Consider the following 25,705-nt stretch of genomic DNA (forward strand, 5'->3'; position numbering starts at 1 on the left):
TGGAGGTACATGAGAGGGACACGGCACCCGCCGCATCCACCCGACCATTAAGGCAGTCATGGACTACATCGAGGCCGAGCATCCCCGGCCGCGCCACTTCCTGCTTCACCTGAGCGACACCCACCTGCTGGGCGGCCCGGGCCCCCTTTACGGTGCTGTGGACAGTGAGGAGCGGCTGCGCCAAATCTTCGCCGGGATCGCGGCGTCGGGCGCCCGGCCGGAGGCGGTCATCTTTACCGGCGACCTGACCGACAAGGGGGAGCCCGAGGCGTACGCCAAGCTGCGCCGGATCGTGGAGCCGGCCTGCAAGGACCTGGGTGCGGAAGTGATCTGGGCCATGGGGAACCACGACCATCGCGGAAACTTCCGCGCAGGCCTGCTGGGGGAACCAGCGGACGGCGCGCCCGTAGACCACACCCACTTCCTGAACGGGCTGCGGGTCATCACCTTGGACACGTCGGTGCCGGGCTTCCACCACGGCGAGCTCGGTGCGGAACAGCTGGAGTGGCTGGCCGGGGAACTCGCCACTCCCGCGCCGGACGGCACCATCCTGGCACTCCACCACCCGCCGGTGCCCAGCGTGCTGGACCTGTCCGTGCTGGTCGAGCTGCGCCGGCAGTCCGAGCTGGCAGCCGTGTTGCGTGGCTCGGATGTCCGCACCATTCTGGCTGGCCACCTGCACTACTCGACCACTGCCATGTTCGCTGGGATCCCGGTGTCCGTCGCCTCGGCCACGTGTTACACGCAGGACCTGAATGTCCCGGTGGGTGGCACCCGAGGCCGCGATGGCGGGCAGGCCTTCAACCTGGTCCACGTGTACGAGCACACCATTGTCCACTCAACCGTTCCGCTGGGCGCCGGCCCGACCGTCGGCGAGCAGGTCAGTGCCGAGGAGACCCAGGCCCGCCTCGACGCGGCCGGGGTGCGCATCCCCGACCACGCCCCGCGCACCACGGGCATCCCGGTCCAGGCACGACGGCGCGGGCTGGCGCCACGCTAAACCCCACCCCCGCTGTGAGCCGACAGTGCCCCGCGGCAGCGGACGGGCTACTTTTCCCAGGGCGCCGTGATCGGGAAGTACTTCTGCAGGAAGTCCGTCACCAATTCGGCGCGTTCCGCGGCGGGGACCTCGGGGAAGCTGCCATCGTTGAGGCAGAAGAAGTCCGCATTGCGTTTGACGAGCAGTTTGGGCAGGTAGTTCAAGCCCGCCCGCGCCGTCGTGTCGATGTACCGGACCTTGGCGCCGGTTTGGATGGCGGCCCGGCCCGTGAGCAGCCCGTAGTAGTGGTAGAGCGAGTTGGTGACGGAAATGTTCTCCGCCGCGCGAAAGGTACTGGCCGCGGTGGCCCTGAACTCCGCGGGGAACTCGCGCTCCATCTCCGCCATGACACTGCGGCGCAGCGGCGCGGCCGCATGCTCCAGGTGCCGGGTGGTGATGCGCCCAAACCGGTCCCACAGAAGCTTCCTGTTCACCCGGGCCGCGTTCTCAAAGCCGCTGCGCTCGGCGTCGTTCCCGCCCAGGCCGATCCTGGTCTCCGCTTCGATGAACTTCGTGATCCCCCCGGGCGTGAAGAACATGTCCGGGCTGACGGGACGGCCGAAGAACATGTCGTCATTGGAGTACAGGAAATGTTCCGACAGGCCCTCAATGTGGTGCAGCTGGCACTCCACGGCCTGCGAATTGTGAGTGGGCAGCACCGACGGGTCGGCGAAGAACTCCTCACTGCGGACCACGGTCACCGACGGGTGCTCCGCCAGCCAGGAGGGCGTGGGGGAGTCCGTGGCGATGAAGACGCGCCGAATCCACGGCGCAAAGGTGTAGACGGAGCGCAGCGCGTACTTGAGCTCGTCGATCTGCCGGAACCGGGCCTCATGATCGTCACCCTCGCCCACCACCACGTCCTTCATCCGGGCGCGCCTGGCGGCAATGTATTCGGGTGAGCTGCCGTCGACCCAGGAGAAGACCAGGTCAATGTCGAAGCCGATGTCGGAGGCGTGGTCGGCGAACATGTTCTCAATGGTCGGCCAGAGGAGCCCGTACCTTTCCACGGTGCCGCGGACGGCGTCCTGGGCCAGCAGCGTCCGGCGGGTCAGTGAGTTCTCGACGGGCAGCACCAATTCCTCGCCCTCAAAGCTCCACAGCTCAATCTGGACCCCCAGCGACGCACCGTAGCCCAGCCCGCCGTCGGGTTCCCACCGAGGCCTATAGAGACGCAGAATCCGGGACTTGCGGTTCCTGGCCAACGTCCCGTCGGCCACCAGCAACGCGGACTTCTTCCGGGCATCCACGGTCATCGCATAAAACGGTTCGTTGGCGCACGCCTCAACAAGTGCCTTCCGCAGCGCGGCCCGGTCGTTCCAGTCGACCGAGATCACCGGGCGTTCGTCGTTTCCGCGCACCAGCAGGTAGTTCAGCCCGGCAGCCTCGAGGGCTCCGCGGACGAACAACAGGTCTTCGACCATGGCCTCGTTCGGTGTGCGGTCGCGGTTGACCAGCACGTACCTGCCGCGGTGACGGACGACGTCGGACCTGTCCTTGAAGCGGGCGGCGGCGGACGGCGGGGTTTCCTCCACGAGGTCAATGTCATCGTCGGTCGCGGGATTGCCATAGTAGACATCATGCGCGGCGGTTACGTCTGTAATGGGGGCTCCAATGCTGTGTCGAAAAAGGCGGTGCCAGGAAAAAGTAGGGGTCTCCTTGAATAATAGTCCGTGCGCGGCACGGGGGGCACCAAAATGAGGTGCGGGTCCGGGGCCGGTCGCCAGGGTCGCAGTTGCACCCAACCCTCACCATGGCCGGCTTCCCAGCTTTCCGGTCTGCCACCGCCCGGCTGGTCAGAGCCGGGCCAGGCGGGCCCGGGCGAAGCTGTACAGTCCGTACGCTGATAGCCCCACGCCAATGAGGAGCAGGATTGCCTCCCCGAAGGGCAGCGCGGTGAGGGCTTTTAGCGCGCCGTCAAGACCGGAGGCATCCTGCGGGTCGACCCTGACGGCCGCGACGACGAACACGATGCCAAGCCTGAGGATGGCAATGCCCTTGGCGATATATCCCGTCATCGCCAGCACGACGACGGCCAGTTCCGAACCGCTGGCAGGCAGGGCGATGTCGTCGCGGAACTTTTGCCTGGCGCCCTTGTAGATGAAGTAGCCGCCAATGCCGGCCGTGACGGTTCCCACGACGATGAGCAGTGCCTGCCCGTCGGGAAGGTGGAAAAGGGTTCCGCTGGCCTGGCGCGTGGTGGTCGACGACCATCCCGCCGGGCAGCTTCGTCAGCTGGGCAAACGCACCGGACTGGTCTGATTCCCCGCTGTGGTGGAGGGCGATGTATTCCATCAGCAGGTGCGTGAGTGCGCGCCATGGATGCGTTCGCCGGGGAGGACAACGGTTCTTGCGGTGTCGATGCCCATGAGGGCGCCCAGGGGATCCAGGACGTCAATTCCGAGGTTGCGGGCCAGAAGGTTGCCTGTTCCCAACGGCACCAAACCCATGGGGGTGTCCGTGCCGGCGAGGACTCCAGCGACACAACGGACGGTCCCGTCCCCGCCGGCAGCGATGACGACGTCGGTCCCGGCTGCGAGGGCCTCCTTTGCAGTCTGGGAAATGTCGAGCTGTACCGAATAGTAACCCGGACGGACGCGGGGCGTGCCCATCCGCGTGGCTGGCCGCCTGCGGGAGTGGTGACGCGCTCCGGCGCAACGGCAGGCGCGGGTAGATCGCCAGCAAGCAGCCGCGGCATCGGATGACGGCCGGTCCACGGCAACGTATAAGGAAGGCGGCAACCGTTGATCCTCTCCTCCACGCGCCAGAACATGCGCTGAACTGCGGCATTAAAGTTGGACCGCAGAATTTGGGTTCCTCGACTGCAAGGCGCTGGGTCCCCATGTGGCCTTCCATATTGGGATTGTAGGCCGACACGCCGACCGTCATCTCCGGATGCGGCAAAACGCCGTCCCTCCGGTGAGTATGCTTAGCGTCACCCAGCATGCCGGGCACAGCCGACACCGACGGTGAGTGCCGTGCAGTGCCATCATAAGAAATGCCTCCAGGAGGACACATGGAAATTTGGCCCGGAAGTGCCTACCCCCTGGGGGCATCCTTTGACGGAACCGGAACGAACTTTGCCTTGTTCAGCGAGCGGGCGGAAAGCGTTGAACTTTGCCTCCTGGCGGATGACCTTTCGGAAACGCGCATCGAGGTGACTGAAGTGGACGGGTACATTTGGCACTGCTATCTGCCCCAGGTCCAGCCGGGGCAGAAATATGGTTACCGCGTTCACGGAGCCTACGAACCCGAAAATGGCCAACGGTTCAATGCCAACAAACTTCTCCTTGACCCGTACGCCAAGTCCATTCACGGACAAATTGACTGGGACCCCGCACTTTTCTCCTATGACTTCGGCGATCCGGACTCCCGCAATGACACCGACTCGGCTCCGCACACGATGTACAGCGTGGTCATAAACCCCTTCTTTGACTGGGACGGGGACCGCCAGCTGCACATTCCCTACCACGAAACCGTCATCTACGAGGCCCACGTCAAAGGCATGACCGAGCTGCACCCGGAGGTCCCGGAAGAGCAGCGCGGATCGTATGCCGGCATCGCCCACCCTGCCGTGATCGAGCACTTCAAAAAGCTCGGAATCACGGCAGTGGAGCTCATGCCCGTCCACCAGTTCGTCAACGACGGCACACTCGCGGAGAAGGGCCTGAACAACTACTGGGGATACAACACCATTGGCTTCTTCGCGCCGCAGAACACCTACAGCTCCGCCGGCGACTCCGGACACCAGGTCCAGGAGTTCAAGGCCATGGTCCGGGACCTGCACCGGGCAGGCATCGAAGTCATCCTTGACGTGGTGTACAACCACACGGCCGAAGGCAACCACCTGGGCCCCACCTTGTCATTCAAGGGCATCGACAATGCGGCCTACTACCGTCTGGTCGATGACGACCTGAAGCACTACACGGACTACACAGGAACCGGGAATTCACTCAACGTCCGGCACCCCCATTCCCTGCAACTGATCATGGATTCGCTGCGGTACTGGGTCACGGACATGCATGTGGACGGCTTCCGGTTCGACCTCGCCTCCACGTTGGCCCGCGAGTTTTACGACGTCGACAAGCTCTCCACCTTCTTCGAAATGGTCCAGCAGGACCCAGTCGTCTCCCAGGTCAAGCTCATTGCCGAGCCGTGGGACGTGGGCCCGGGCGGTTACCAGGTGGGCAACTTCCCGCCGCAGTGGAGTGAATGGAACGGCAAATACCGTGACACCGTCCGTGACTTTTGGCGTGGTGAGCCGTCCACGCTCGGTGAATTCGCCTCGCGGCTGACGGGCTCCGCGGACCTCTACGAAAGTTCCAGCCGGCGCCCGGTGGCATCCATCAATTTCGTTACCGCCCACGACGGTTTCACGCTGCGCGATCTCGTCTCGTACAACGAAAAGCACAATGAAGCCAACGGTGAGGACAACAGCGATGGCGAGTCGCACAACCGCTCCTGGAACTGCGGTGCGGAGGGCGAGTCCGACGACGACGCCGTCCTGACCCTGCGTGCCCGCCAACAACGCAACTTCATCGCCACGCTCCTGCTCTCGCAGGGAGTTCCAATGCTCCTGCATGGCGACGAGCTCGGCCGCACCCAGCAAGGCAACAACAACTCCTACTGCCAGGATTCCGAGCTCAGCTGGGTGCATTGGGAGGCCAGGGACCAACCTCTCCTGGAGTTCACCGCCGTCGTCAACAAGCTGCGCCACGACCATCCCACGTTCCGGCGGAGCCGCTTCTTCGACGGCCGCCCCGTACGCCGCGGCGAAGGCGAGAAGCTTCCGGACATCGTTTGGCTCAAACCCGACGGAACGGAAATGCTTCCCGAGGATTGGGACAGCGGTTTTGGCCGGACCATTGGTGTGTACTACAACGGGGACGGCATCCGGGAACAGGACGCCCGGGGCCGGCGGATCACTGACGACAGCTTTCTCATGGGCTTCAATGCCCATGGCGACAGTGTGGACTTCCAGCTCCCGAGCGAGGAATATTCGCCCTTCTGGGAAATCATGGTGGACACCGCGGACCGCGGCGACACCATACCGCTCAAGGCCGGATCCGTAGTGAAACTGGAGTCCAAGTCCCTCGTCGTGCTGCGTGCGTCGTCGGGTCCGGAGACCTCGGTGGACTACTCGGCCGCCGCATCGCTGGCCGCCATGGCGACGGAGGAGACCGACGAGACCGGGGCTGCCGACGTTGAGGCTCAGCGGGCGGGGGCAGCGGCCGGAACCGCCGGGGTCCCGTCGTGAGAACCCCTGCCTCCACCTATCGGCTGCAGATCCGGCCGGACTTCACCCTTCTGGACGCAGCCGGGACCGTGCCCTATTTGAAGTCGCTCGGCGTCGACTGGCTCTACCTTTCACCCATCCTCACTGCCGAACGGGGTTCCGCCCACGGCTACGATGTCACAGACCCATCCGCCGTCGATCCGGAGCGCGGAGGACCTGAGGGACTTCTGGCCGTTTCCAGGGCAGCCCGCGAAGCTGGGCTTGGGATTCTCGTCGACATCGTTCCCAACCACGTGGGGGTGGCCACTCCATCCCAAAATCGCTGGTGGTGGTCGCTCCTGGAGAACGGCAGGGAGTCCCCCCATGCCCAGGCATTCGATGTTGATTGGGATGCGGGCAACGGCCGCGTCCGGATCCCGATCCTGGGTGAGGACTCCGACATCGACGTCCTTGAGATCAAGGACGGAGCGCTGTGCTACTACGAGCACCGCTTCCCGCTCGCACCGGGCAGCTACGCCGACGGTGACGACCCGCGCCAGGTTCACAACCGGCAGCACTACGAACTGATCGGCTGGCGCCGCGCCGACAACGAGCTGAACTATCGACGTTTCTTCGCCGTCAATTCACTCGCCGGAATCCGGGTGGAGGTCCCCGAAGTTTTTGACGAGGCCCACGCCGAGATCCTCCGATGGTTCAGGGAGGGCCTGATTGACGGACTGCGGATCGACCACCCCGACGGTCTGGCCTACCCGGAAAGCTATCTGCGCAGGCTGCGCGCGGCCACGGGCGGGCGCTACCTGCTGATCGAGAAGATCCTCGAGCCGGGGGAGTCCCTCCCTGCCGCGTTCGACTGCGACGGAACCACCGGCTACGACGCTCTCGCGGATGTGGATCGGGTCTTTGTCGACGCCGACGGCCGGGCGGGGCTCGATGCCTTGGACGCTAAGCTGCGCGGCGGCGTGCCCAACTATGGCGGGATGATCCACGACACCAAGCGCCGGATCACTGACGGGATCCTGCACTCGGAGGTGCTGCGCATGGCCCGCCTGGTGCCTGCCGGTGCAGGCCTCGGCCTGGAAGAATCCGCCGAGGCGCTTTCCGAAATCATTGCCGCGTTCCCGGTCTACCGCACCTATCTGCCCGAGGGGCGGGAGATACTCCGCGGCGCGTGCGCACTGGCGGTCCGCCGCCGCCCGACGCTGGCGGCTGGCGTGAACCTGCTGCTCCCGCTCCTGCTGGAGACCGGGACTGATAAGGCGGGCGAGCTCGGCCGCCGCTTTCAGCAGACCTCGGGCATGGTGATGGCCAAGGGCGTGGAGGACACCGCATTCTTCCGCTATACGCGGCTGGGGAGCCTGACAGAAGTGGGGGCCGATCCGACCGAGTTCGCCATCGAGCCGCACGAATTTCATGCGCGGATGGGCCGCCGACAGGCCGAAAATCCACTGTCCATGACGACCCTGAGCACCCACGACACCAAGCGCAGCGAGGATACCCGGGCCCGGATCTCCGTGCTGGCCGAGCTGGCGCCGGAATGGGAGCGCACCCTGGACCGGCTGCAGGAACTCGCGCCGCTTCCGGACGGCCCGCTCGCCAACCTCCTGTGGCAGTCTGTCGCGGGGGTATGGCCGGCGGACCGTGAACGGCTGCAGTCCTATGCGCGGAAGGCTGCACGGGAAGCCGGCAACTCGACAAACTGGACCGACCCGGACCCTGGCTTTGAAGCGAAAGTTGCCGCCGCCGTCGACGCTGCCTTCGACAACGACGAGGTCCGTGCGGAACTGGAATCCCTGGTTTGCCTGCTGGAGCCCTACGGTGACTCCAACGCACTGGCGGCGAAACTCGTGCAGCTGACGATGCCAGGGGTGCCGGATGTGTATCAGGGCACCGAATTCTGGGACCGGTCGCTGACGGATCCGGACAACCGCAGGGATGTCAATTTCGCCGCCCGCCGGCGCTCACTTCAGGCACTCGACTCCGGTGAGGGTCCGTCGTCGTACCGGTCCGATGCGGCGAAATTGCTGGTCACCTCACGGGCGTTGCGGCTGCGTCGCGACCGTCCCGGGCTCTTCACCGGCTATGCGCCCGTCGCGGTGACGGGCGCAGCCACGGCGCACCTGCTCGCGTTTAGCCGTGGCAGCAGGGCAGGTGAGGGGGCCCTGACGCTCGTTACCCGGCTGCCTCGCGGTCTGGAGGAAGGCGGCGGCTGGCGGGACACCGCCATCTCCCTTGCCGCGGAAATGACGGATGAGTTGACTGGCCAAAGCTTCGGTCCGGGAGAAGCTGCGGTGGGTGACATCCTGAATCAGTACCCCATGGCCCTCCTCGCGCCTGCGGGGAAGCGTGGAGACGGGGGACGGCCGAAGTAGCGGGAAATGTCGAGTTGCGAACCACGGAAGGCGAGGGAATGTTGAAATGACGTTGCATGGACCAGGGAGCGGACGCTTTGACCTCTGGGCGCCCGAGGCCGGCACGGTCACGCTGGTGGCCGGAGACCGCAGGCATTCCATGACCCGCCGCGCGGGCGGCGCGGCCGGCAACTCGGGATGGTGGACGGCTGCCGGGGCGCCGGCCGAGGGGGAAACCGATTACGGCTACCTGCTGGATGCGGACACCACGCCCCTGCCGGACCCCCGCTCGCGGCGGCAGCCCCATGGGGTCCACGAGCTGTCGCGGACTTTCGACCCGTCAGTTCACGCATGGAAGGACACTCAGTGGAAGGGCCGCGAGTTGGCTGGCGCAGTCATTTACGAGCTGCATCTGGGCACCTTCACCTCCGTTGGCACCCTCGGGGCCGCCATTGAAAAGTTGGACTACCTGTCCCAGCTGGGCATCGACTTCGTGGAACTGCTGCCGGTCAACGGATTCGACGGCACACACAACTGGGGGTATGACGGCGTCCTCTGGTATGCGGTGCACGAAGCCTATGGCGGACCGGCTGCCTACCAGAAGTTCGTCGACGCCGCGCATGCGGTGGGAATCGGCGTCATTCAGGACGTGGTGTACAACCACTTGGGCCCGAGCGGGAATTACCTTCCCCGTTTCGGGCCGTACCTCCAATCGGGGGAGGGCAACACGTGGGGCGACTCGGTCAATCTTGACGGACCCGGCTCGGACACTGTTCGGGAGTACATCCTCGACAACGCCGGCATGTGGTTGCGCGACTACCATGTGGACGGACTTCGGCTTGACGCCGTCCACGCGTTCAAGGATTCCCGTGCCATGCAGCTGCTCGAGGAATTCGGCGCCCTCGCCGATGCCGTTTCCGCCGAAACCGGCCGCCCGGTGTCGATGATCGCGGAATCGGACCTCAACGACCCGCGGCTGATCTACCGGCGGAACGTCAATGGAGACGGACTTGCCGGACAGTGGAGCGACGACTTCCACCACGCCGTGCACGCCAACGTCAGCGGCGAGTCCGACGGATATTATGAAGACTTCACTGCCCTGGGATCCCTGGCCAAGGTCCTGCAACAGGGCTTTTTCCACGACGGAACCTACTCCAGCTTCCGCGGCCGACACCATGGCCGTCAGATCAACCCTGCCCTGGTGGGACCGGCAGCCCTGGTGGTGTGCAACCAAAACCATGACCAGATCGGCAACCGTGCCGCCGGCGACAGGCCGTCGCAGACATTGGGCTACGGACAGCTGGCCCTTGCCGCCGTCGCCACCCTGATGTGCCCGTTCACGCCGATGCTGTTCATGGGCGAGGAATTCGGTGCGAGCACCCCATGGCAGTTCTTCACCTCCTACGCTGATGAGGAACTCGGAGATGCAACGGCCTCGGGCAGGATCAAGGAATTCGAACAGATGGGCTGGGATCCGGCAACTGTGCCCGACCCACAGGACGACCGGACTTTCACGCGGTCCAAGTTGAATTGGAAGGAAGCCGACGACGGCGACCATGCCCGATTGCTCGAGCTCTACCGGCGCTTGATCTCCCTGCGCCGGGCAAACCCCGAACTGAGCGGTGCCGGTTTTGCCGACACGACGGTTGAATTCAGTGAACAGGACAAATGGCTGGTCCTGCACCGTGGCGGGCTCAGCATCGCGCTCAACTTCTCGGCCGTTGCGCGCCAGGTCCCCATCGGCGGAAAGGCCCTGCTGCTTGCCACCGGCGACGACGTTTGCCTTGCCGTAAGTGGCCCTGCCGCCGGGCTGGAACTGCCAGGCCACAGCGCGGCGGTTCTGGCGGTTTAAATCAAGCCGTCAGGCGTTCGCCCTGCGCCGCGCAGGCACAACGCCTGCGCGGCGCACCAGCTATCTTCCGGCGGCGAGGTCGGCGGAGACCAGGGCGGCGGTGCGCAGCAGCTGCTCCCGCACAGTGGCCAGGAACGCGCCGGGATCGTCCCGGGCATTGACGCTTTGTGCCTGCAGGGAGACATTGACGGCGGCGGCGACGTCCCCGCCGGCGCCGTACACAGGGGCCGCCATGGACATCAGGCCGATCTCCAGTTCCTGGTCCAGCAGGCACCACCCCTGGTCCCGCACGCCGTCCAGGATCTTGCGAAGTTCCTGCTCGGTCCCGACGGCCTTCGGCGTCATGGGCGTGATCCCGTGGGCGGCAAAATACCTGTCAAGCCCGGCTGCCGGCAGCCCGGCCAGCAGCACCCGGCCCATGGAGGTGGCGTAGGCCGGGAAGCGGGTGCCCACGGTGATGCCGACGCTCATGATGCGCCGGGCGGCGACCCTTGCGACATAGCTGATGTCGCCGCCGTCGAGCACGGCCGCCGACGTCGATTCCCCCAGCAGCGCGGAGAGCGCCTGCAGGTGGGGCTGCGCCAGCTGGGGGAGTGACAGTGCGGACAGGTAGGAATACCCCAATTGCAGCACCGACGGGGTCAGGGAGAAGTTCCTGCCGTCCGTGCGGACGTAGCCCAGCTCCACCAGCGTGTGCAGGAAGCGGCGGGACGTGGCCCGGCTTAGCTCCGTGCGTTGCGCCACCTCGGTCAGCGTCATGGCCGGATGGTCGGCGTCGAACGCCCGGATGACGGAGAGACCGCGGGCCAGCGACTGTACATATTGGTCGCTGGCGACGGGCGGGGCGGTCTGCGCGTCCATCATCGCAGCGGGGCCGCTTGGAGGGGCACGGGGATGCGTTGCTGCAGTTCCGCCAGCGTGGTGCCGAAGGTTTCGCGCACGCGTACGCCGTCGGCGGTGATGAGGAAGACGGCGTCGTTGGTGTAGATGCGGGTGACGCAGCCGACGCCGGTGAGCGGGTAGGTGCAGGCTTCGACCAGTTTGGAGGAGCCGTCCTTGGCGAACAGGCTCATCATGACGTAGACCTCCTTGGCGCCGGTGGCCAGGTCCATGGCGCCGCCGACGGCGGGAATCGCGTCCGGTGCCCCGGTGTGCCAGTTCGCGAGGTCCCCGGTCGCGGAAACCTGGAAGGCGCCCAGGACACAGACGTCCAGGTGGCCCCCGCGCATCATGGCGAAGGAATCGGCGTGGTGGAAATAGGACGCCCCGGGCAGCTCCGTGACGGGGATCTTGCCAGCATTGATCAGGTCCTCGTCGATGTCGTCCCCGTGCGCTTCCGGGCCCATGCCAAGCATGCCATTTTCGGTGTGCAGCGTGACGGACTGTTCCGGGCGCAGGTAGTTCGAGACGAGGGTGGGCTGGCCGATGCCGAGGTTGACGTAGGAGCCCGCCTTGATGTCGGACGCCACCAGGGCTGCCAGTTCGTCACGGCCCAGCCGGGCGCCTTTTTCTTGTGTGTTCATTGTGTGACCCCATGTTCTGCCGCTGCCGGCGTTGTGGCGTTGATCTGCACGATCGTGGTGACGTAGATGCCGGGGGTGACCACGTTTTCCGGATCCAGTTCACCGGTGGCCACAATGCTGCCGACCTGCACGATGCTGGCCTTTGCCGCGGCGGCCATGATGGGGCCGAAGTTGCGTGCGGTCTTGCGGTAGATCAGGTTCCCGGCCCGGTCCGCTGTCAACGCCTTGATGAGGGCGTAGTCGGCGTGGATGGGGGTCTCGTACACGTGGCCGCGGCCGTCGATGATCCGGGTTTCCCTGCCCTCGGTGAGCATGGTGCCGTAACCGGTGGGCGTGAAGAAGCCGCCAATCCCGGCCCCGGCGGCCCTGATCCGTTCGGCCAGGTTGCCCTGCGGGACCAGTTCCAGTTCGATCTCCCCGGCCCGGTACGCGGCGTCAAAGTGCCAGGAGTCGGACTGCCGCGGGAATGAGCAGATGATCTTGCGGACCCTGCGTTCCTTGATGAGCAGGGCCAGGCCCGCATCGCCCTGCCCGGCGTTGTTGTTGACCACGGTCAGGCCCGTGGCGCCGCCGTCGAGAAGGGCGTTGATGAGCTCCATGGGCTGGCCGGCGTTGCCGAAACCGCCGATGAGCACGGTGGAGTTGTCCCGGATGCCGGCGACGGCCTCGGCCGCGGAGGGTGCGATGGTGGGCATGTTCTTAGCCTTGCTTCTCGGAGGAGGTGACGTTTTCCAGCACGACAGCCAGCCCCTGGCCCACGCCGATGCAGATCGCGGCCACGCCCCAGCGTTCGCCGCTGGCCTGCAGGCTGTGGGCCAGGGTGCCCAGCAGCCGGGTGCCGGAGGCACCGAGCGGGTGGCCCATGGCGATGGCGCCGCCGTGTTGGTTCACGATTTCCGGGTCGATGTCCCAGGCGTCGATGCAGGCGAGTGACTGGGCGGCGAATGCCTCATTCAGTTCGACGGCGCCCACCTGGTCCCAGCCGATCCCCGCCTTTGCGAGTGCCCGGTTGGCGGCCTCGACGGGCCCGTAGCCAAAGAACTGCGGGTCGACGCCGCTGGCTCCGCGCCCGGCGATCCGGGCCAGCGGATCCAGCCCCAGTATCCCGGCCGCGGCCTCGGAGCCCAGCCACGCCGCGGACGCGCCGTCGGACAGGGGCGAGGCGTTTGCGGCCGTCACTGTGCCGCCCTCCGACCCGTCGGACTCGGTGCGGAACACCGTCTTTAGCCCGGCCAGTTTTTCCGCCGTCGAGCCGGGGCGGATGCCCTCGTCCCGCAGCAGCTCCGTGCCGGGCACCACGGTGGTGAGGTTGTCGTAGAAGCCGCTGGTCCAGGCCGCGTCGGCCAGCCGGTGGGAGTTGGCAGCGAATTGGTCCTGGCGTTCGCGGGTGATGCCGTGTTTTGCGCGCAGCTGCTCGGTGGCCTCGCCCAGGGATACCGTCCACTCCCCGGGCATGGCCGGGTTGACGAGCCGCCAGCCCAGTGTGCTCGAGGACAGGGCCAGGTCCCCTGCCGGGTACGGCCGCTCTGTCTTGGGCAGCACCCACGGTGCCCGGCTCATCGACTCCGCCCCGCCCACCAGCACCAGGTCAGCGTCCCCGACGTTGATCTGGCGCGAGGCGATGATCGCAGCATCAAGGGAGGAACCGCACAGCCGGTTCACGGTGGTGCCGGGAATGGAGGTGGGCAGGCCCGCCAGCAGCGTGGCCATGCGTGCCAGGTTCCGGTTTTCCTCGCCGGCGCCGTTGGCGTTTCCAAAGACCACCTCGTCGATCCGCTCCACCTCAAGCTTCGGCGCCCGGGCCACGGACTCGCGCACCACGTGCGCGGCCAGGTCGTCCGGGCGGATGCCGGCCAGGCCGGAACCAAACTTGCCAAAGGGTGTGCGGACGGCGTCGTACAGGTACGCCTGGTTCATGGGAGTTCGTCCTTTTGTTCGGGGGAGTGGGGCCCGGCGTCTGGTTCGGCGTCGAGCCCGGCGAAGACCTGCTGTGCCGTCTTGAAGGCCGTGTTGGCGGAAGGCACTCCGCAGTAGATGGCGGTTTGCAGGAGGATTTCCTTGATCTCGTCCCGGGACAGTCCGTTGCGCAGGGCCGCCCGGAGGTGCATGGCCAGTTCCTCCCAGTGGCCGTGGGAAACCATGGCGGTAATGGTGACGGCCGAGCGCATCTGCCGGCTCAGGCCGGGGCGGGTCCAAATGCCGCCCCAGGCGATGCGGGTGATCATGTCCTGGAAATCGGCGCTGAAATCGTCCATGGCCGCGGTGGCCCGGTCCACATGGGCGTCGCCGAGGACTTCGCGGCGGACTGCCAGACCGGCGTCGTACACCTCCTGGGTGGTCGCTCCGGGGCGGACGGCCCCCTGGCGGTCCGGATCGGGCGTTGTGGTCATGGCTGGGTCCTCAATCAGGCCGCGGAGCAGCCGGGCTACCTCGGCGGGCGCCTCGGCGGGTGCCAGGTGCGCAACGTGCGGGAGGGTTACGGTTTTGGCCCTCGAATCTGCGGGAGCGTTTGACGTGGCGGCGCGTTGAGCTGCACCTGCGTTGACGGCGTCGACCATTTCCTGCATCAGCTCCGGGGTCGCCACCGTGTCCTCGGCGCCGGCCACGGCCAGCAGCGGAACGGTGATCCGGCCCAATTCGCCGCGGACATCAAAGCCGGCCAGGGCCCCGCAGCAGTGGGCGTAGCTGACGCGGTCGGCGTCGCGCAGGGCGTGCAGAAGCCGGCTGGCCAGGGTGGGGTCCCGGTCCATGGAGCCTTCGGCAAACCAGCGCTGGGCCGAACCCTGGATCATGACGGGCGTGCCCAGCGTCCGGACAGTCTCGACCCTCTCCGCCCAGGCCTCCGGCGTGCCGAGCTTCGGACCGGAGCACTGCACCGACAGGCTGAGGAGGCGGTCCCCGTGGTCAATTCCCAGCTGGAGGCCGACGGCGCCACCCAGGGACACGCCGGCGTAGTGGAAGCGGGCGCCGGGGGCGATCGAATCAACGAGCCCGACAACGGCGTCCGCCAGCCCTGCCACCGTGAACGGCGTCCCGGAGGCAGGGGAGATCCCGTGTCCGGGAAGGTCCCAGGCCACCACGTCCACGCCGGCACCTTCCACACCAGCGCCCAGCAGCACGCCGACTTTTTCCCACAGCACCGATGAGGTCCCGAGGGAGCAGCCCACCACCAGCAGGGGCCGGTTGCCCAGCTGGCGCTGTGGCGACAGCAGCACCGCCTTGATGGCGGGCACGCGCCTTTCCACGGAGGCCCCGTTTCCACTTATGTCACTCATGGCCTCCTCCTTCCGGCACCCACTGCGGGTAGGCGGCAAATATTCTCTCAACAATCCTGGAGTTCTCGCCCAGGTAGCCGGCCGGGTCCAGCAGCCGGTCCAGTTCGGCATCGGCAAGTGCTGTCTCGGGCACCGCGGCCCGGAGCAGCCGGGCGAACTCCGTGCCCTGCGTCCCTGCCTGGGCCTGCAGGGCCCGGTCCACGATGGCCTGGAACGCGGCCTTGCCGCCACCCGGTGCATTGCCCACCCCGCCTTTCCGGGGATTGGCCGTCCCGCCTTGAGACTCAAGGAGGGGCACGACGGCGGCGCCCGCCGCTTCGCTCAGGAGCAACGGACCGCTGATGGCCAGGTTGCGGCGCATCGCGTCCGGGAAGACCTGCAGCCCCGCGGCCAGCTCGTGCAGGGCCGCCGCGGCGCCCCCGGCCAGCTCCAGCAGTGTGCGCAGCGCGTTCCATTCGGTGTGCCAGGCGCCGTCGGGGCGCTCATCCACGGACAGGGCCGCGGCCAGGTGCAGCTGCGCCGCCTGTTGCGGGGCTGCCAGGGCGGCGCTGCGCACCAGGATGGACAGGACGGGATTCTGCTTCTGCGGCATGGCCGAGGAAACGCCGCGGCCGGCAGCCCTGGGTTCGGCCAGCTCGCCAAATTCCGGGCGGCTGAGCAGCAGGACGTCGTTGGCCACTTTTCCGGCGGCGTCCGTGAGGGCCGCCAGGGCATCGCCGAGGGCCGTTACCTGGGTCCGGTTGGTGTGCCACGGCGCCGGTGCCGCGGCGAGGCCGAGGTTCCCCGCGAGGGAATCAGCCAAGGTGAACGGATCCGTGCCGGCCTTCGCAGCGAGGACGGTGCCGGCGGCGAGCGTGCCTGCGGCGCCGCCAAACTGCACGGGGAAGGTGATCGCGTCCAGCCGCGTCGCGGCGGCGGCCAGGCCGTGGAACCACTGGGCCGCCTTCAACCCAAACGTCGACGGCAGGGAATGCTGGGTCAGGGTCCGTGCGGGCTGGAGCGTGCCAGCATGGGCGCGGGCCAGCCGGGCCATGGCCGCGGAGGCGCCGGCAACGTCCCCCCGCAGCATGGCCACGGCGTTGGAGGCAAGCAACATCAGCGCCGTGTCCAGCACGTCCTGGCTGGTCAGCGACGCATGGACGGCTGCTGCGGCCTCGGGGCTGCGCCCTGAAACCAGGGACCGCAGCTTCGCCACGATGGGGATCACGGGGTTGCCTCCGCCCTGTGCCGCGGCCGCGAGCCCGGCGGCCTGGAAACCCTCCCCGTTCGCCGCTTCCCGGATTGTGGCGGCAGAGCCGGCCGGGGCCAGCCCGGTGGATTCCAGGACCTGCACCCATGCGGTTTCAACTGCCAGCACTGCCGCCACGACGGCGCCGTCGCCCGTCACCGACTGGCGGCGCGGATCGGCGGTGACGGGGGAGAGCAGGCCAAAGTCGCCGGGCACTGCGCTCACGCGCGCTCCCCGGAAACGTCCCGGCCGCCGGCGAGGGCTCCGCCGTCGAAATCCAGGAAGACGGTCTCGCCGTCGCCTTGCAGCCGCACGTCCCAGCGCAGTCCGCCGTCGGGTTCGCGGGTGGCGATCAGCGTGCTCCGCCGGTCCCCGGGCAGGGAGGCCAGCAGCGGGTCCGCGGCCAGGGCGTCGTCGTCGTCGGGCAGGTAGGCGCGGGTGAACAGGCGGTTGGTGAGGCCGCGGGCAAAGACGACGACGGCGATGAAGGGTGCCACTCCCCGGCGGGTGGCGCCGGGGTTGACCGTGGTGAAGGTGTACCTGCCGGTGGCCCCGGTGGATGCGCGGCCCCATCCGGTGAAGGTGTAGCCGTCCCGGACCAGGGACCCGGTTTCGGCAACGATGGTCCCGTCCGCGGCCGGCTGCCAGATTTCCAGGATGGCGTCCGGGATGGGGTCCCCGGCGCCGTCGGCGACCGTGCCGTGCAGGCGGATGCTGCCGGCGCTGCCGGGCGTCGCAAGCTCGTTGTCCTTCGCAAAGGGCAGGGCGTAGCCGAAGAAGGGGCCGACCGTCTGGCCGGGGGCGGGGGTCAATTTACTCATGGTGTTCGCCGTCCTCGCCCAGTGCTTCGTTTTCCGTCCAGGTGCGCTTGGACCCGGTCAGGACAATGTCCCAGTTGTAGCCCAGCGACCATTCCGGGGAGGTGAGGTCGTGGTTGTAGGTGGCCACGAGCCGGTCCCTTGCGTCCTGGTCGACGATGGACTGGTAGATGGGATCCAAGGGAAAGAGCTGGTCGCCGGGGAAGTACATCTGGGTGATGATCCGCTGGGTGAATTCGTTTCCGAAGAGCGAGAAGTGGATGTGGGCCGGACGCCAGGCGTTGAGGTGGTTCTTCCACGGGTACGCGCCGGGCTTGATGGTGGTGAACGCATAGGAGCCGTCCGAGCCGGTGATGCACCGGCCGACGCCGGTGAAGTTCGGGTCGATGGGGGCCGGGTGTTGGTCCCGCTTGTGGATGTAGCGCCCGGCCGCGTTGGCCTGCCAGATCTCCACCAGCTGCCCTGCCACCGGACGGCCGTCGCCGTCCAGTACCTTTCCGGCAACCTTGATCCGCTCGCCCTGCGGCTCCCCATGGTGGACAATCGTCAGGTCCGCTTCGAGGGGGCTGACGTCCTGGTGGCCAAACGCGGGCGAAAAGAGCTCGATGGTTTCCGGGTCCGCATGGTGCAGGTTCTTGGTGGGGTGGCGCAGGATGCTGCTCCGGTACGGGGCATAGTCCAGGCTCGGCTGCGTCAGGACGGCGCCGCCGGCCGCCACGGAGTCGCGGTAGCCGGAGGCGATGGCCTGGATCTCGGCGCTCATTTCCTGTTGGGTGTTCTGCCGGGGGTTGGTCACGGGGGCCTTTCCTTCCTTGGAGTTACGGGTTGGGGCACTTGCTGCCCGGGATGGTTGATGGTTAAGCGGTGGTCTGGCGGAGGTCGTATTGCACGGCGTGCCGGACAGGGGCGTTGGGTGCCCCGTAACCGTCGTATCCGCCACGGCGCTCCACCATTTCAAGGAACACGCTGCCCACGGTGGCCGTGTAGAAGTGCAGGAATTCCCCCTGCGCGTCTCGGTCGTACAGCAGGTTCAGGTCCCGGAGCGTGTCCAGAAAGCCCGGTTCCAGGTCGAAGCGGGCCGCCAGGTCCTCGTAGTAGTTGGCCGGAATGCCCAGGAACTGCAGCCCCCGCTTTTTGGCGGCCCGCGCGATCGAGACGAGGTCGTCCACGGCAAAGGCGATGTGCTCCTGGTAGGTCTTGCTCCGCCCCTGTTGGATGAGCGGGGCCAGGTTGAGCACCAGGCGCACGCCCCGGTCAGCGGTGTCCATGATCTGGGACCGCACCAGCCCGGTGGGGCTTGGCACCTCCGCGAAGGGCTGAGGGGCCAGCGCCAGGGCGCTGCTGTAGAACAGCACGGCCTCGTCAAAGTGCTGCCACGGCTGGGCCAGGTTCACGTGGTCGATGACGGCGGAGGCGCCCTTGATGCTCCGCCCTGCCGGCGCCTGCCCAAACTCGGCCGTCCAGGCCGCCGTTCCGTCGGGCGTGCCCTGGCACAGGAATATCTCGGTCGAATCGGGGGCGGAAATGCCCTGGAACACTTCCTCGTCGGCCTGGGTCTTGCGCGGCACCACGGGCGCCTTCAGCTGCTGTGCCCGCGACGAGGCCAGCAGTGGGTTCTCCACGTCAAAGCCGACGGCGGAAATGGCCGGCCCGGAAAGCGTCGGGGCGGTTTCGTTGATGACCACCCGGGCCTGGCCCATGGTCCACAGCTGGACGGCCTTGGTGCGGTGGCGGCCGCGGGAGGAGAAGCCCAGCTGGCCCAGCAGCGTCTCCAGCGCGGACGTATCCGCGGCCTTGACCTCGGCAAAGTTGAAGCCGGTGGGTTCCGGCACGCGCGGCAGGGTGTCCAGTTGCAACGGATACCTGTGCGTTTCGCCTTCCCCGGCAAGCCAGGCTGCTCCCTGCTCCTGCAGCCATACCAGCGAGCGCATGGCGTCCACGGCGGTGCGTGCAACGTCGGATTGCCGGAACACGTCATTGAAGATTTCCAGCGAGACCGGGCCGTCGTAGCCGGTGCGGGCCAGGTGTCCCATGAATTTGGCAAGTTCGAACTGGCCTTCGCCGGGGAAGACGCGGTAATGGCGGCTCCAGGACAGCACGTCCAGCGACAGCTTGGGCGCGTCGGCCACCTGGACGAAGAAGATCTTCGAGGCTTCCATCTTTTCGATCGGGGCGGTGTCCCATTCCCGGGAGAGGATGTGGAAGGAGTCCAGGCAGGTGCCCAGGTTCGGGTGGTCCACGGCCTCCACGAGCCGGTGGGCGTGTTCAAAGTCGCTGACGTACTTGCCCCAGGCGAGCGCCTCATAGGCGACCTTGACACCGTGGTCGCCGGCCAAGCGGGCAAGCTGGGACAGCTGGGCGGCCAGGACGTCGTCCTCCCCCCGGGTGGCGGTGGCGACGTTTGAGCACACCAGGATGGTGTCGATGCCCAGCCGGCCCATCAAGTCAAACTTGGCGGCCGCGCGGCGCAGGTTGGCCGCCAGCAGGTCATCGTCGACGCCGTCGAAGTCGCGGAAGGGCTGGTACAGGTCAAGGGTCAGGCCCAGGTCCGCGGCCCGGCGCCGGACGTCCCCGGGACTCAAGGCCGAGGTGACCAGGTCCTGCTCAAAGATCTCGATCCCGTCAAAGCCGGCCCTGGCGCAGGCGTCCATTTTTTCCGACAATGTTCCCGACAGGCACACCGTGGCAATTCCGGTGCGCATCAGCTTGCCACCTTGCTCAGCCGGTTCTCGGCACCGTGCCCCGGGGCGCTGCCCTCCCGGGCAATGAGGTCCAGGAAGTGGGTGCGCATGCGGTCGGCGTCGGGGCCCGCGCCGGTGAAGAGGCGGAAGGCGTCCACGGCCTGGCCCACGGCCATGCGGCCGCCGTCCAGGACACGGCAGCCGCGGCCCCTGGCAAACTGCACCAGTTCCGTCTCGATGGGGCGGTAGACGATGTCCGCCACCCAGTGGCGGCGCGTCAGCTGTTCCAGGTCGAAGGACGCCCCCGGGTGTTCCTTCATGCCCATGGGGGTGCAGTTCACCAGGCCGTCTGCCAGCGGCACGAGCCGCGCCAGTTCGTCGAGGCCTCGGCCCGTGACGGTACGGTCCGGGAACAGCTGCTGGAGTTCGGCGGCCCTGTCGGCGGCCCGGGCGGCATCCACGTCCACCAGGTCCAGGGATTGTGCCCCGGCGCCCAGAATTGCATAGGCGACGGCGGACCCGGCCCCGCCGGCACCCAGTTGGACCACCCGGTTGACCGGGGCCTGCGGCAGCCCGGCGGCAAATGCCGCGCCGAAACCTGAATAGTCGGTGTTGTGGCCAATGAAGCGGCCCTGTCGGATCAGCACCGTGTTGACGGCGCCGAGGCGGCGGGCGCCGTCGGACATTTCATCCAGGAACGGCACGACCAGCTGCTTGCAGGGGTGGGTGACATTGACGCCGTTGAAGCCCAGGCGGGAAGCCGCCTGGAGCAGATCGCCGATGGCCGTTGGCGCCAGCCCCAGCTCCATCAGGTCGATGGGACGGTACAGCAGGCGCAGCCCAAGGCGGTCGGCCTCGCGTTCATGCAGGGCCGGCGTCAACGAGGGCAGGACACCCTCGCCAATCAAGCCCAGCAAATATGATTCGGCCCGATTACTCATGCGCAATACTCCTTTGGCGTTGCCACCGCCGGGCAAGGAAGGGTTTCCCCTCCGGGGAGCCAGGGTGGTGACTTGAATGACATTACAGCATATGTTCGTTCTATGTACATAAGTTCACATCATGAACTTTTTGCCGGGGCGGTGTCCGGCTACCGGTGCGGCAGCTTGACGGACAGCTCGGCGGCGGCCTGGCGCAGCAGGGACAGGTGGGCCGTCATTTCCTCCACGGTCAGCTGGAAAATGGGTGCGGCGATGGCAAGCGAGGCAAACGCGATGCCCTGTGCGTTGAGGACCGGCACCGACACTGCGCGCATGCCGACCTCGTTTTCCTCGTCCATGATGGCGTAGCCCTGCTTCCACACGCGGGTGATCTCCTCTCGGAAGGCGTCCCGGTCGGTGATGGACTTCTCCGTCAGGGCTGTCAGCTCGAGCTCCTCCACGAGGCGGTCGCGGTCCTCGCCGGCGGCGAACGCCACCAGCACCTTGCCGACGGACGTGGTGTGCAGGAGGCCCAGGTGTCCCGGGTCGCTGGTTACGCGGAAGGTCCGGGGGCCGTCCACCTTGCTGACGGTCAGGTGGCGGTCGCCGTCCCGGACCGACAGGATGGTCGCCTCGCCGGTCACGTCGGTGACGCGCTGGAGGACGGGTGTGGCTGTCCCGGCAAAGCCATGGTGGTTGGAAACCTGCTGGCCCAGCTGGAAGACGCGCAGGCCCAGGCGGTACAGGCGCCCGTCCGGTTCGTATTCGACAAACCCGTCGCGGGTCAGGGAGCCAAGCAGCCGGTACGTGGTGCTGAACGGCAGCTTGGCCAGCTTGGAAAGTTCGGAGGCGCTTGCGCCGCGGGGCTCGGAGCCCAGCAGCACCAGCAGCCCCAGCGCCTTGCCAATCATGTCGGTCTTGGTGTCCTCAATCACAGTCATGATCATATATTGCCACATTGTGAGAGCTGTGACCAGAACGTGGAAGTAATCCTTGACAAGTGTCCTCAATCACAGTCATGATTTCTACATGGCGCAAGCCGTTGCCACGATGTGGAAACAGTGCCGAAAGTTTTCATATTTGATCCGCAGCATTTGAGACACTAATGTCACCCTAAGGAAACCGATGAGACAAACAATGCCCCTGACCGAGCGCGGCGCCGGCGCCGCCGAGGGAACACCCAGGAAGGCAGCCCTGGCCAGCTTCTTGGGGAGCGCCGTGGAATATTACGACTTCTTCATTTTTGGATCCGCCGCGGCGCTGATCTTTCCCCATGTGTTCTTTCCAAGCGCCGATGCCAATGCCGCCATCATGTCGTTTGCAACGTTCGGGTTCGCCTATGTTGCGCGGCCGTTCGGCGCCGTCATCCTGGGTCACTTCGGTGACAGGATGGGCCGGCAAAAGGTCCTGCTGTTCACGCTGGTCCTCATGGGAGGCTCAACGTTCATCATTGGCTGCCTCCCCGATTTTGCGACCGTGGGGTGGCTGGCACCGATCCTTCTGGTCCTGGCCCGCTTGTGCCAGGGTCTCTCGGCAGCCGGCGAACAGGCCGGAGCCTCGTCCATGACCTTGGAGCATGCGAAGGACCACCAACGGTCGTTCTACACTTCGTGGACGCTGACCGGCACCCAGGGCGGGCAAATCCTGGCCGCCTTGATCTTCATCCCCGTGGTTGCGCTGCCGGACGATATCAAATATGGCATCGGCTGGCGCATCCCCTTCTGGGTCAGCGCCGTTGTGGTGGTCGTCGCCTTCTTCATCCGCCGCTCACTGGCCGAGCCGCCCGCCTTTGCGGAAGCCAAAAAGAAAGACCAGATTGCCAAACTGCCCGTCGCAGACCTCCTGAAGCACCACTGGCGCGACGTGGTGCGCGTCATCTGCTGCGCCTTCATCGCCGCCGTCAGCACCGTCTTTGGCGCCCTGGCCATCAAGTACGCCCAGGACGTGGCGCACGTGGACAACACCATTACGCTGTGGCTGGTGGTTGCCGCCAATGCCGTGGCGCTGGGCACCCAACCCTTGTTCGGCCTCCTCGCCGACCGGATTGGACGCAAGCCCGTCTTTATCTATGGTGCCCTGGCAAGTGCGGTCATGACACCGCTGTTCCTGCTCACCTTGGAATCGGGCAATGTGCCGTTGATGTTCTTTGTTTCCATCGTGTTCTTTGCGTGCGGCTACGGTGCCGCCAACGCCGTCTGGCCATCGTTCTACGGTGAAATGTTCAGCACCAAGGTGCGGTTCTCCGGCCTGGCCATCGGCACCCAGATTGGTTTCCTGATGGCAGGTTTCGCCCCGGCCATTGTGACCGCCATGGGCGGCATCAGGCCAGGCGGATGGGTCCAGATCAGCGTCTTTACCGGCGTCATCTGCATCATTGCGGCCATCTCCGCTGCAACCGCCAAGGAGACGTTCAAGGTCCCCACCGCCGAACTGGGCATATAGCGCCACCTGGCTGCCAACAAGTACGACGGCGGGACCCTCCTTGCGCTTTCAGCCTGGGGGGTTCCTGCCGTTCACTTTGGGCGGGGATACTGGCCATTTCGTGCTGGCAGCTCTACCTGTGCTCGCCGAACTGTGCCTCATATTTGGCGCGAACCTCACGGTCCACCTGGCGAACCTGGTCGGGGACGAGCCGGCGAAACAACGCTTCGCGCATCCGCTCGGGCAGCACGTTGACCGCCCGCGTCAGGGGGCCGATATAGCCGGGGATGGTGACTTCGAAGCGGGGCCGCGCAATGGTGCGCAGAACTGCGGCGGCGACATCGGCCGGTTGCAGCATCTTGGCAGCGCCGGTGCCGGTCCCCGCGGCCAGCTCCGTGTCGACCACAGCGGGCATGATGACGGAGAGTTTGACGGGGATGCCGCGCAGTTCCGCGCGCACCGCCTTGAGGTAACCGAGAACGCCCTGTTTGCTGGCTGCGTAGCTCGCTTCGCCGGGGGTGGTCAGCAGCGATGCGGCGGAGGCGATGGTGATGATGTGGCCAGAGCCGCGGGCCACCATCGCCGGTGCCGCCAGCTTGACGCCCCTGATGACACCGAGAAGGTTCACCGCGATCTGACGCTCGGCCGCGGCATCCGGTTCGGCGTCAAAGGGGCCCACCCACATCACTCCCGCGTTGTTGACCAGCACGTCGATGGGGCCCCAGGCTGTCTCAACGGTGGTGAGGAAGTTGGCGAACGAATCAGGGTCGGTGACGTCGAGATCGACGCCGAGCAGGATGCCGCCGAGTTCCCCGGCCGCATTCCTCGCAGCCTCGCCGTCACGGTCCCCGATGGCGGTCTTGGCGCCCGCCATCGCGAGCAGCCGTGCGATCTCGAGTCCGATTCCATTCGCGCCGCCGGTGACCGCGACGACCTTCCCGGTGAGATTTGCCTGGCGCGTCATGCGCTGCTCCTCTTTGATTCGTGTTGCGGCGCCGCACTGGCACGGCTGCGCGAACGCCGCCGGCCGCGGCGACTTTCCCGTTTGAGATCCCAGAGGTAGTGGTCGAAGTCCACTTCCATGGTGTGTCGCGGCGAGGCATAGAACGCTCGCTTGTTTCGCTCATGCTCCCTGACCATCTGCTGGCGGATCTCGCCCGCGGGCGGGGGAATATAGCGTCCAGCCAGGGTCTGCGCCACCCATTCCCCCTGGGCTTCGGCCAACGGCATCACCGCTCCGACCGGTTGCAACAGGCCGATGAAGAACAATCCGGGTAGGTCGGGATGAACCGTCCGCTTCCACAGCGGCAGCTCATTGTCTGCCGCCGCGACGAGGGCAGAATCCAGGAACGGGAACGTCACCTTGTATCCCGTCGCCCACACGATCAGCTCGGCCCTTGCACGGCTGCCATCCAGGAACACCACTTCACCTCCGTCGAAACGGGCAATGCCCGGGCGCACGGTGACCCGCCCGGCGGCGATGCGTGCGCGTATATGATCCGATTGAACCGGATGTGATTGGCCCGGTTTGTGCGGCGGCTTCGGCAGGCCGTACTTGCTGAGGCTGCCGGAGGTGATCGCGCCGACACGCAGGCGAAGGGCGGTTACCCACCACGGCAGCCAGGCGGGCAGGGTGACCTGGTCGCTGGGGCGTCCGAAGACCATTTTGCGCAGCACCCATTGGCCGCGTCGGATTGACAGGGTTACGCTTTTCGCCCGGTGGGACCCTTCCACTGCTATGTCCATGGCCGAGTTGCCGGCGCCGACGACGACGACGTCACGGCCCGCGAGCTGGTCGCCCGATCGGTAGTTGTGGGCATGGATCTGTTCGCCGTCGAACGAGCCGGGGTAGGGGGGATCGGGCCATCGTGGATCCCAGTGATGTCCGTTGGCCACCAGCACTGCGTCGTACCTGCCCACCCGCCCGCCATTCGGTCCGGTGGTGCGCACGAGCCAGCCGCCATCGGCATCGCGGGTGACCTCCTCGACTGTGGTGTTGAAGGAAATCGTGTGCCGAAAACCGAAGTGATCGACATATTTTTCGAAGTACGCGTGCACCTGTTCATGCCGGGCATACGGCGGATAGTCCTCCGGCATGGGGAAATCGGAGAACGCCATGCGGGGGCAGGAGGTGTTGATCTCCAGCGTCTCGTAACAGGCGGACAATCCGTTCGGGTTGTTGAAGAGCCAGTTGCCGCCGATCGCGCCGCCGCGTTCGAAGCAGTCAAATGGCACGCCGGCGGCGTAGAGCGCCTTGGCAGCGGCTATCCCGGAGGAGCCGGCACCAATGACGCACGTACGGGGCAGGGAATCGTTCGTGGGGATTGAAGACGTCACCGCATCAGCGAGGTGTTCGGGCTTCAC

21 protein-coding genes and 1 pseudogene are annotated in these 25,705 nt (G+C 66.5%); 6 read left to right on the forward strand and 16 right to left on the reverse strand.

Going from position 1 to position 25,705, the window contains the following annotated elements; genetic code table 11:
• The first annotated feature begins 58 nt into the window (after positions 1-58).
• A complete protein-coding gene (locus CVV68_RS09570) occupies positions 59-1,000 on the forward strand; it encodes a phosphodiesterase (protein WP_110500780.1) in 942 nt (313 codons plus the stop codon).
• Positions 1,001-1,047: 47 nt separating this feature from the next.
• Here CVV68_RS09570 and CVV68_RS09575 read toward each other — a convergent pair whose 3' ends face one another.
• A complete protein-coding gene (locus tag CVV68_RS09575) occupies positions 1,048-2,574 on the reverse strand; it encodes a stealth family protein (RefSeq protein ID WP_245933441.1) in 1,527 nt (508 codons plus the stop codon).
• Positions 2,575-2,835: 261 nt separating this feature from the next.
• A complete protein-coding gene (locus CVV68_RS09580) occupies positions 2,836-3,177 on the reverse strand; it encodes a DUF1206 domain-containing protein (RefSeq protein ID WP_110500781.1) in 342 nt (113 codons plus the stop codon).
• Between CVV68_RS09580 and CVV68_RS23845 the strand changes: the two genes are divergently transcribed.
• Positions 3,164-3,301 carry a hypothetical protein gene (locus CVV68_RS23845; RefSeq protein ID WP_211320774.1) on the forward strand — a complete coding sequence of 46 codons (138 nt, stop codon included), beginning with the start codon at positions 3,164-3,166 and terminating at the stop codon, positions 3,299-3,301. The two genes, CVV68_RS09580 and CVV68_RS23845, sit on opposite strands and share 14 nt — an antisense overlap.
• 107 nt (positions 3,302-3,408) lie before the next feature.
• On the opposite strand, the pseudogene CVV68_RS09585 reads toward CVV68_RS23845, so the two are convergent.
• Positions 3,409-3,651, reverse strand: a pseudogene (locus CVV68_RS09585) (diacylglycerol/lipid kinase family protein); the annotation flags it as partial.
• A 404-nt stretch (positions 3,652-4,055) separates the two neighbouring features.
• Between CVV68_RS09585 and glgX the strand changes: the two are divergent.
• The 3 genes from glgX to treZ are packed head-to-tail and all read left to right on the forward strand — an operon-like array spanning position 4,056 to position 10,475.
• A complete protein-coding gene (gene glgX / locus CVV68_RS09590; protein WP_110500782.1) occupies positions 4,056-6,296 on the forward strand; it encodes a glycogen debranching protein GlgX in 2,241 nt (746 codons plus the stop codon).
• A complete protein-coding gene (treY, locus tag CVV68_RS09595; RefSeq protein ID WP_110500783.1) occupies positions 6,293-8,644 on the forward strand; it encodes a malto-oligosyltrehalose synthase in 2,352 nt (783 codons plus the stop codon). The genes glgX and treY overlap by 4 nt, the downstream gene beginning before the upstream one ends.
• Positions 8,645-8,690: 46 nt before the next feature.
• The gene (treZ, locus tag CVV68_RS09600) at positions 8,691-10,475 is read left to right on the forward strand and encodes a malto-oligosyltrehalose trehalohydrolase (RefSeq protein ID WP_110500784.1); all 1,785 of its coding nucleotides are present in this window, start codon (positions 8,691-8,693) and stop codon (positions 10,473-10,475) included.
• Between the two features lie 60 nt (positions 10,476-10,535).
• On the opposite strand, the gene CVV68_RS09605 is transcribed toward treZ, so the two are convergent.
• The 11 genes from CVV68_RS09605 to CVV68_RS09655 form a co-directional block, all read right to left on the reverse strand.
• Positions 10,536-11,336, reverse strand: coding sequence for an IclR family transcriptional regulator domain-containing protein (locus CVV68_RS09605; protein ID WP_438502627.1), 801 nt, complete (start codon positions 11,334-11,336; stop codon positions 10,536-10,538).
• On the reverse strand, positions 11,336-11,998 hold the full coding sequence (locus CVV68_RS09610; protein ID WP_110500786.1) for a 3-oxoacid CoA-transferase subunit B: 663 nt from the start codon (positions 11,996-11,998) through the stop codon (positions 11,336-11,338). Before CVV68_RS09610 ends, CVV68_RS09605 begins: the two co-directional genes overlap by 1 nt.
• Positions 11,995-12,693 (reverse strand): 3-oxoacid CoA-transferase subunit A, encoded by a 699-nt coding sequence (locus CVV68_RS09615; RefSeq protein ID WP_110500787.1) that lies wholly within the window; start codon positions 12,691-12,693, stop codon positions 11,995-11,997. Before CVV68_RS09615 ends, CVV68_RS09610 begins: the two co-directional genes overlap by 4 nt.
• Positions 12,694-12,697: 4 nt before the next feature.
• Entirely contained in the window at positions 12,698-13,915 is a 1,218-nt protein-coding gene (locus CVV68_RS09620) for a thiolase family protein (protein ID WP_110500788.1), read from the reverse strand.
• The gene (pcaDC, locus tag CVV68_RS25075; RefSeq protein WP_110500789.1) at positions 13,912-15,273 is read right to left on the reverse strand and encodes a bifunctional 3-oxoadipate enol-lactonase/4-carboxymuconolactone decarboxylase PcaDC; all 1,362 of its coding nucleotides are present in this window, start codon (positions 15,271-15,273) and stop codon (positions 13,912-13,914) included. Before pcaDC ends, CVV68_RS09620 begins: the two co-directional genes overlap by 4 nt.
• Entirely contained in the window at positions 15,266-16,726 is a 1,461-nt protein-coding gene (locus tag CVV68_RS09630) for a lyase family protein (protein ID WP_245933442.1), read from the reverse strand. The genes pcaDC and CVV68_RS09630 overlap by 8 nt, the downstream gene beginning before the upstream one ends.
• Positions 16,723-17,322 (reverse strand): protocatechuate 3,4-dioxygenase subunit alpha, encoded by a 600-nt coding sequence (pcaG, locus tag CVV68_RS09635; protein WP_110500790.1) that lies wholly within the window; start codon positions 17,320-17,322, stop codon positions 16,723-16,725. Before pcaG ends, CVV68_RS09630 begins: the two co-directional genes overlap by 4 nt.
• A complete protein-coding gene (gene pcaH, locus CVV68_RS09640; RefSeq protein WP_110500822.1) occupies positions 17,315-18,082 on the reverse strand; it encodes a protocatechuate 3,4-dioxygenase subunit beta in 768 nt (255 codons plus the stop codon). The genes pcaG and pcaH overlap by 8 nt, the downstream gene beginning before the upstream one ends.
• Positions 18,083-18,176: 94 nt before the next feature.
• The gene (locus CVV68_RS09645) at positions 18,177-20,021 is read right to left on the reverse strand and encodes a bifunctional sugar phosphate isomerase/epimerase/4-hydroxyphenylpyruvate dioxygenase family protein (protein ID WP_110500791.1); all 1,845 of its coding nucleotides are present in this window, start codon (positions 20,019-20,021) and stop codon (positions 18,177-18,179) included.
• Entirely contained in the window at positions 20,021-20,941 is a 921-nt protein-coding gene (locus tag CVV68_RS09650; protein WP_110500792.1) for a shikimate dehydrogenase, read from the reverse strand. Before CVV68_RS09650 ends, CVV68_RS09645 begins: the two co-directional genes overlap by 1 nt.
• 149 nt (positions 20,942-21,090) lie before the next feature.
• Positions 21,091-21,861: an IclR family transcriptional regulator gene (locus CVV68_RS09655; RefSeq protein ID WP_110500823.1), complete on the reverse strand. Its 771-nt coding sequence runs from the start codon at positions 21,859-21,861 to the stop codon at positions 21,091-21,093.
• Positions 21,862-22,045: 184 nt separating this feature from the next.
• Between CVV68_RS09655 and CVV68_RS09660 the strand changes: the two genes are divergently transcribed.
• Positions 22,046-23,362: an MFS transporter gene (locus tag CVV68_RS09660; protein ID WP_110500793.1), complete on the forward strand. Its 1,317-nt coding sequence runs from the start codon at positions 22,046-22,048 to the stop codon at positions 23,360-23,362.
• A 112-nt stretch (positions 23,363-23,474) separates the two neighbouring features.
• Here the strand turns inward: CVV68_RS09660 and CVV68_RS09665 are convergent, their stop codons facing one another.
• Both CVV68_RS09665 and CVV68_RS09670 read right to left on the reverse strand, forming a co-directional pair.
• Positions 23,475-24,305, reverse strand: coding sequence for an SDR family oxidoreductase (locus CVV68_RS09665; protein WP_110500794.1), 831 nt, complete (start codon positions 24,303-24,305; stop codon positions 23,475-23,477).
• Positions 24,302-25,705 (reverse strand): flavin-containing monooxygenase, encoded by a 1,404-nt coding sequence (locus CVV68_RS09670; RefSeq protein ID WP_245933443.1) that lies wholly within the window; start codon positions 25,703-25,705, stop codon positions 24,302-24,304. Before CVV68_RS09670 ends, CVV68_RS09665 begins: the two co-directional genes overlap by 4 nt.

It is taken from the genome of Arthrobacter livingstonensis (assembly GCF_003219815.1).
GTDB lineage: Bacteria > Actinomycetota > Actinomycetes > Actinomycetales > Micrococcaceae > Specibacter > Specibacter livingstonensis.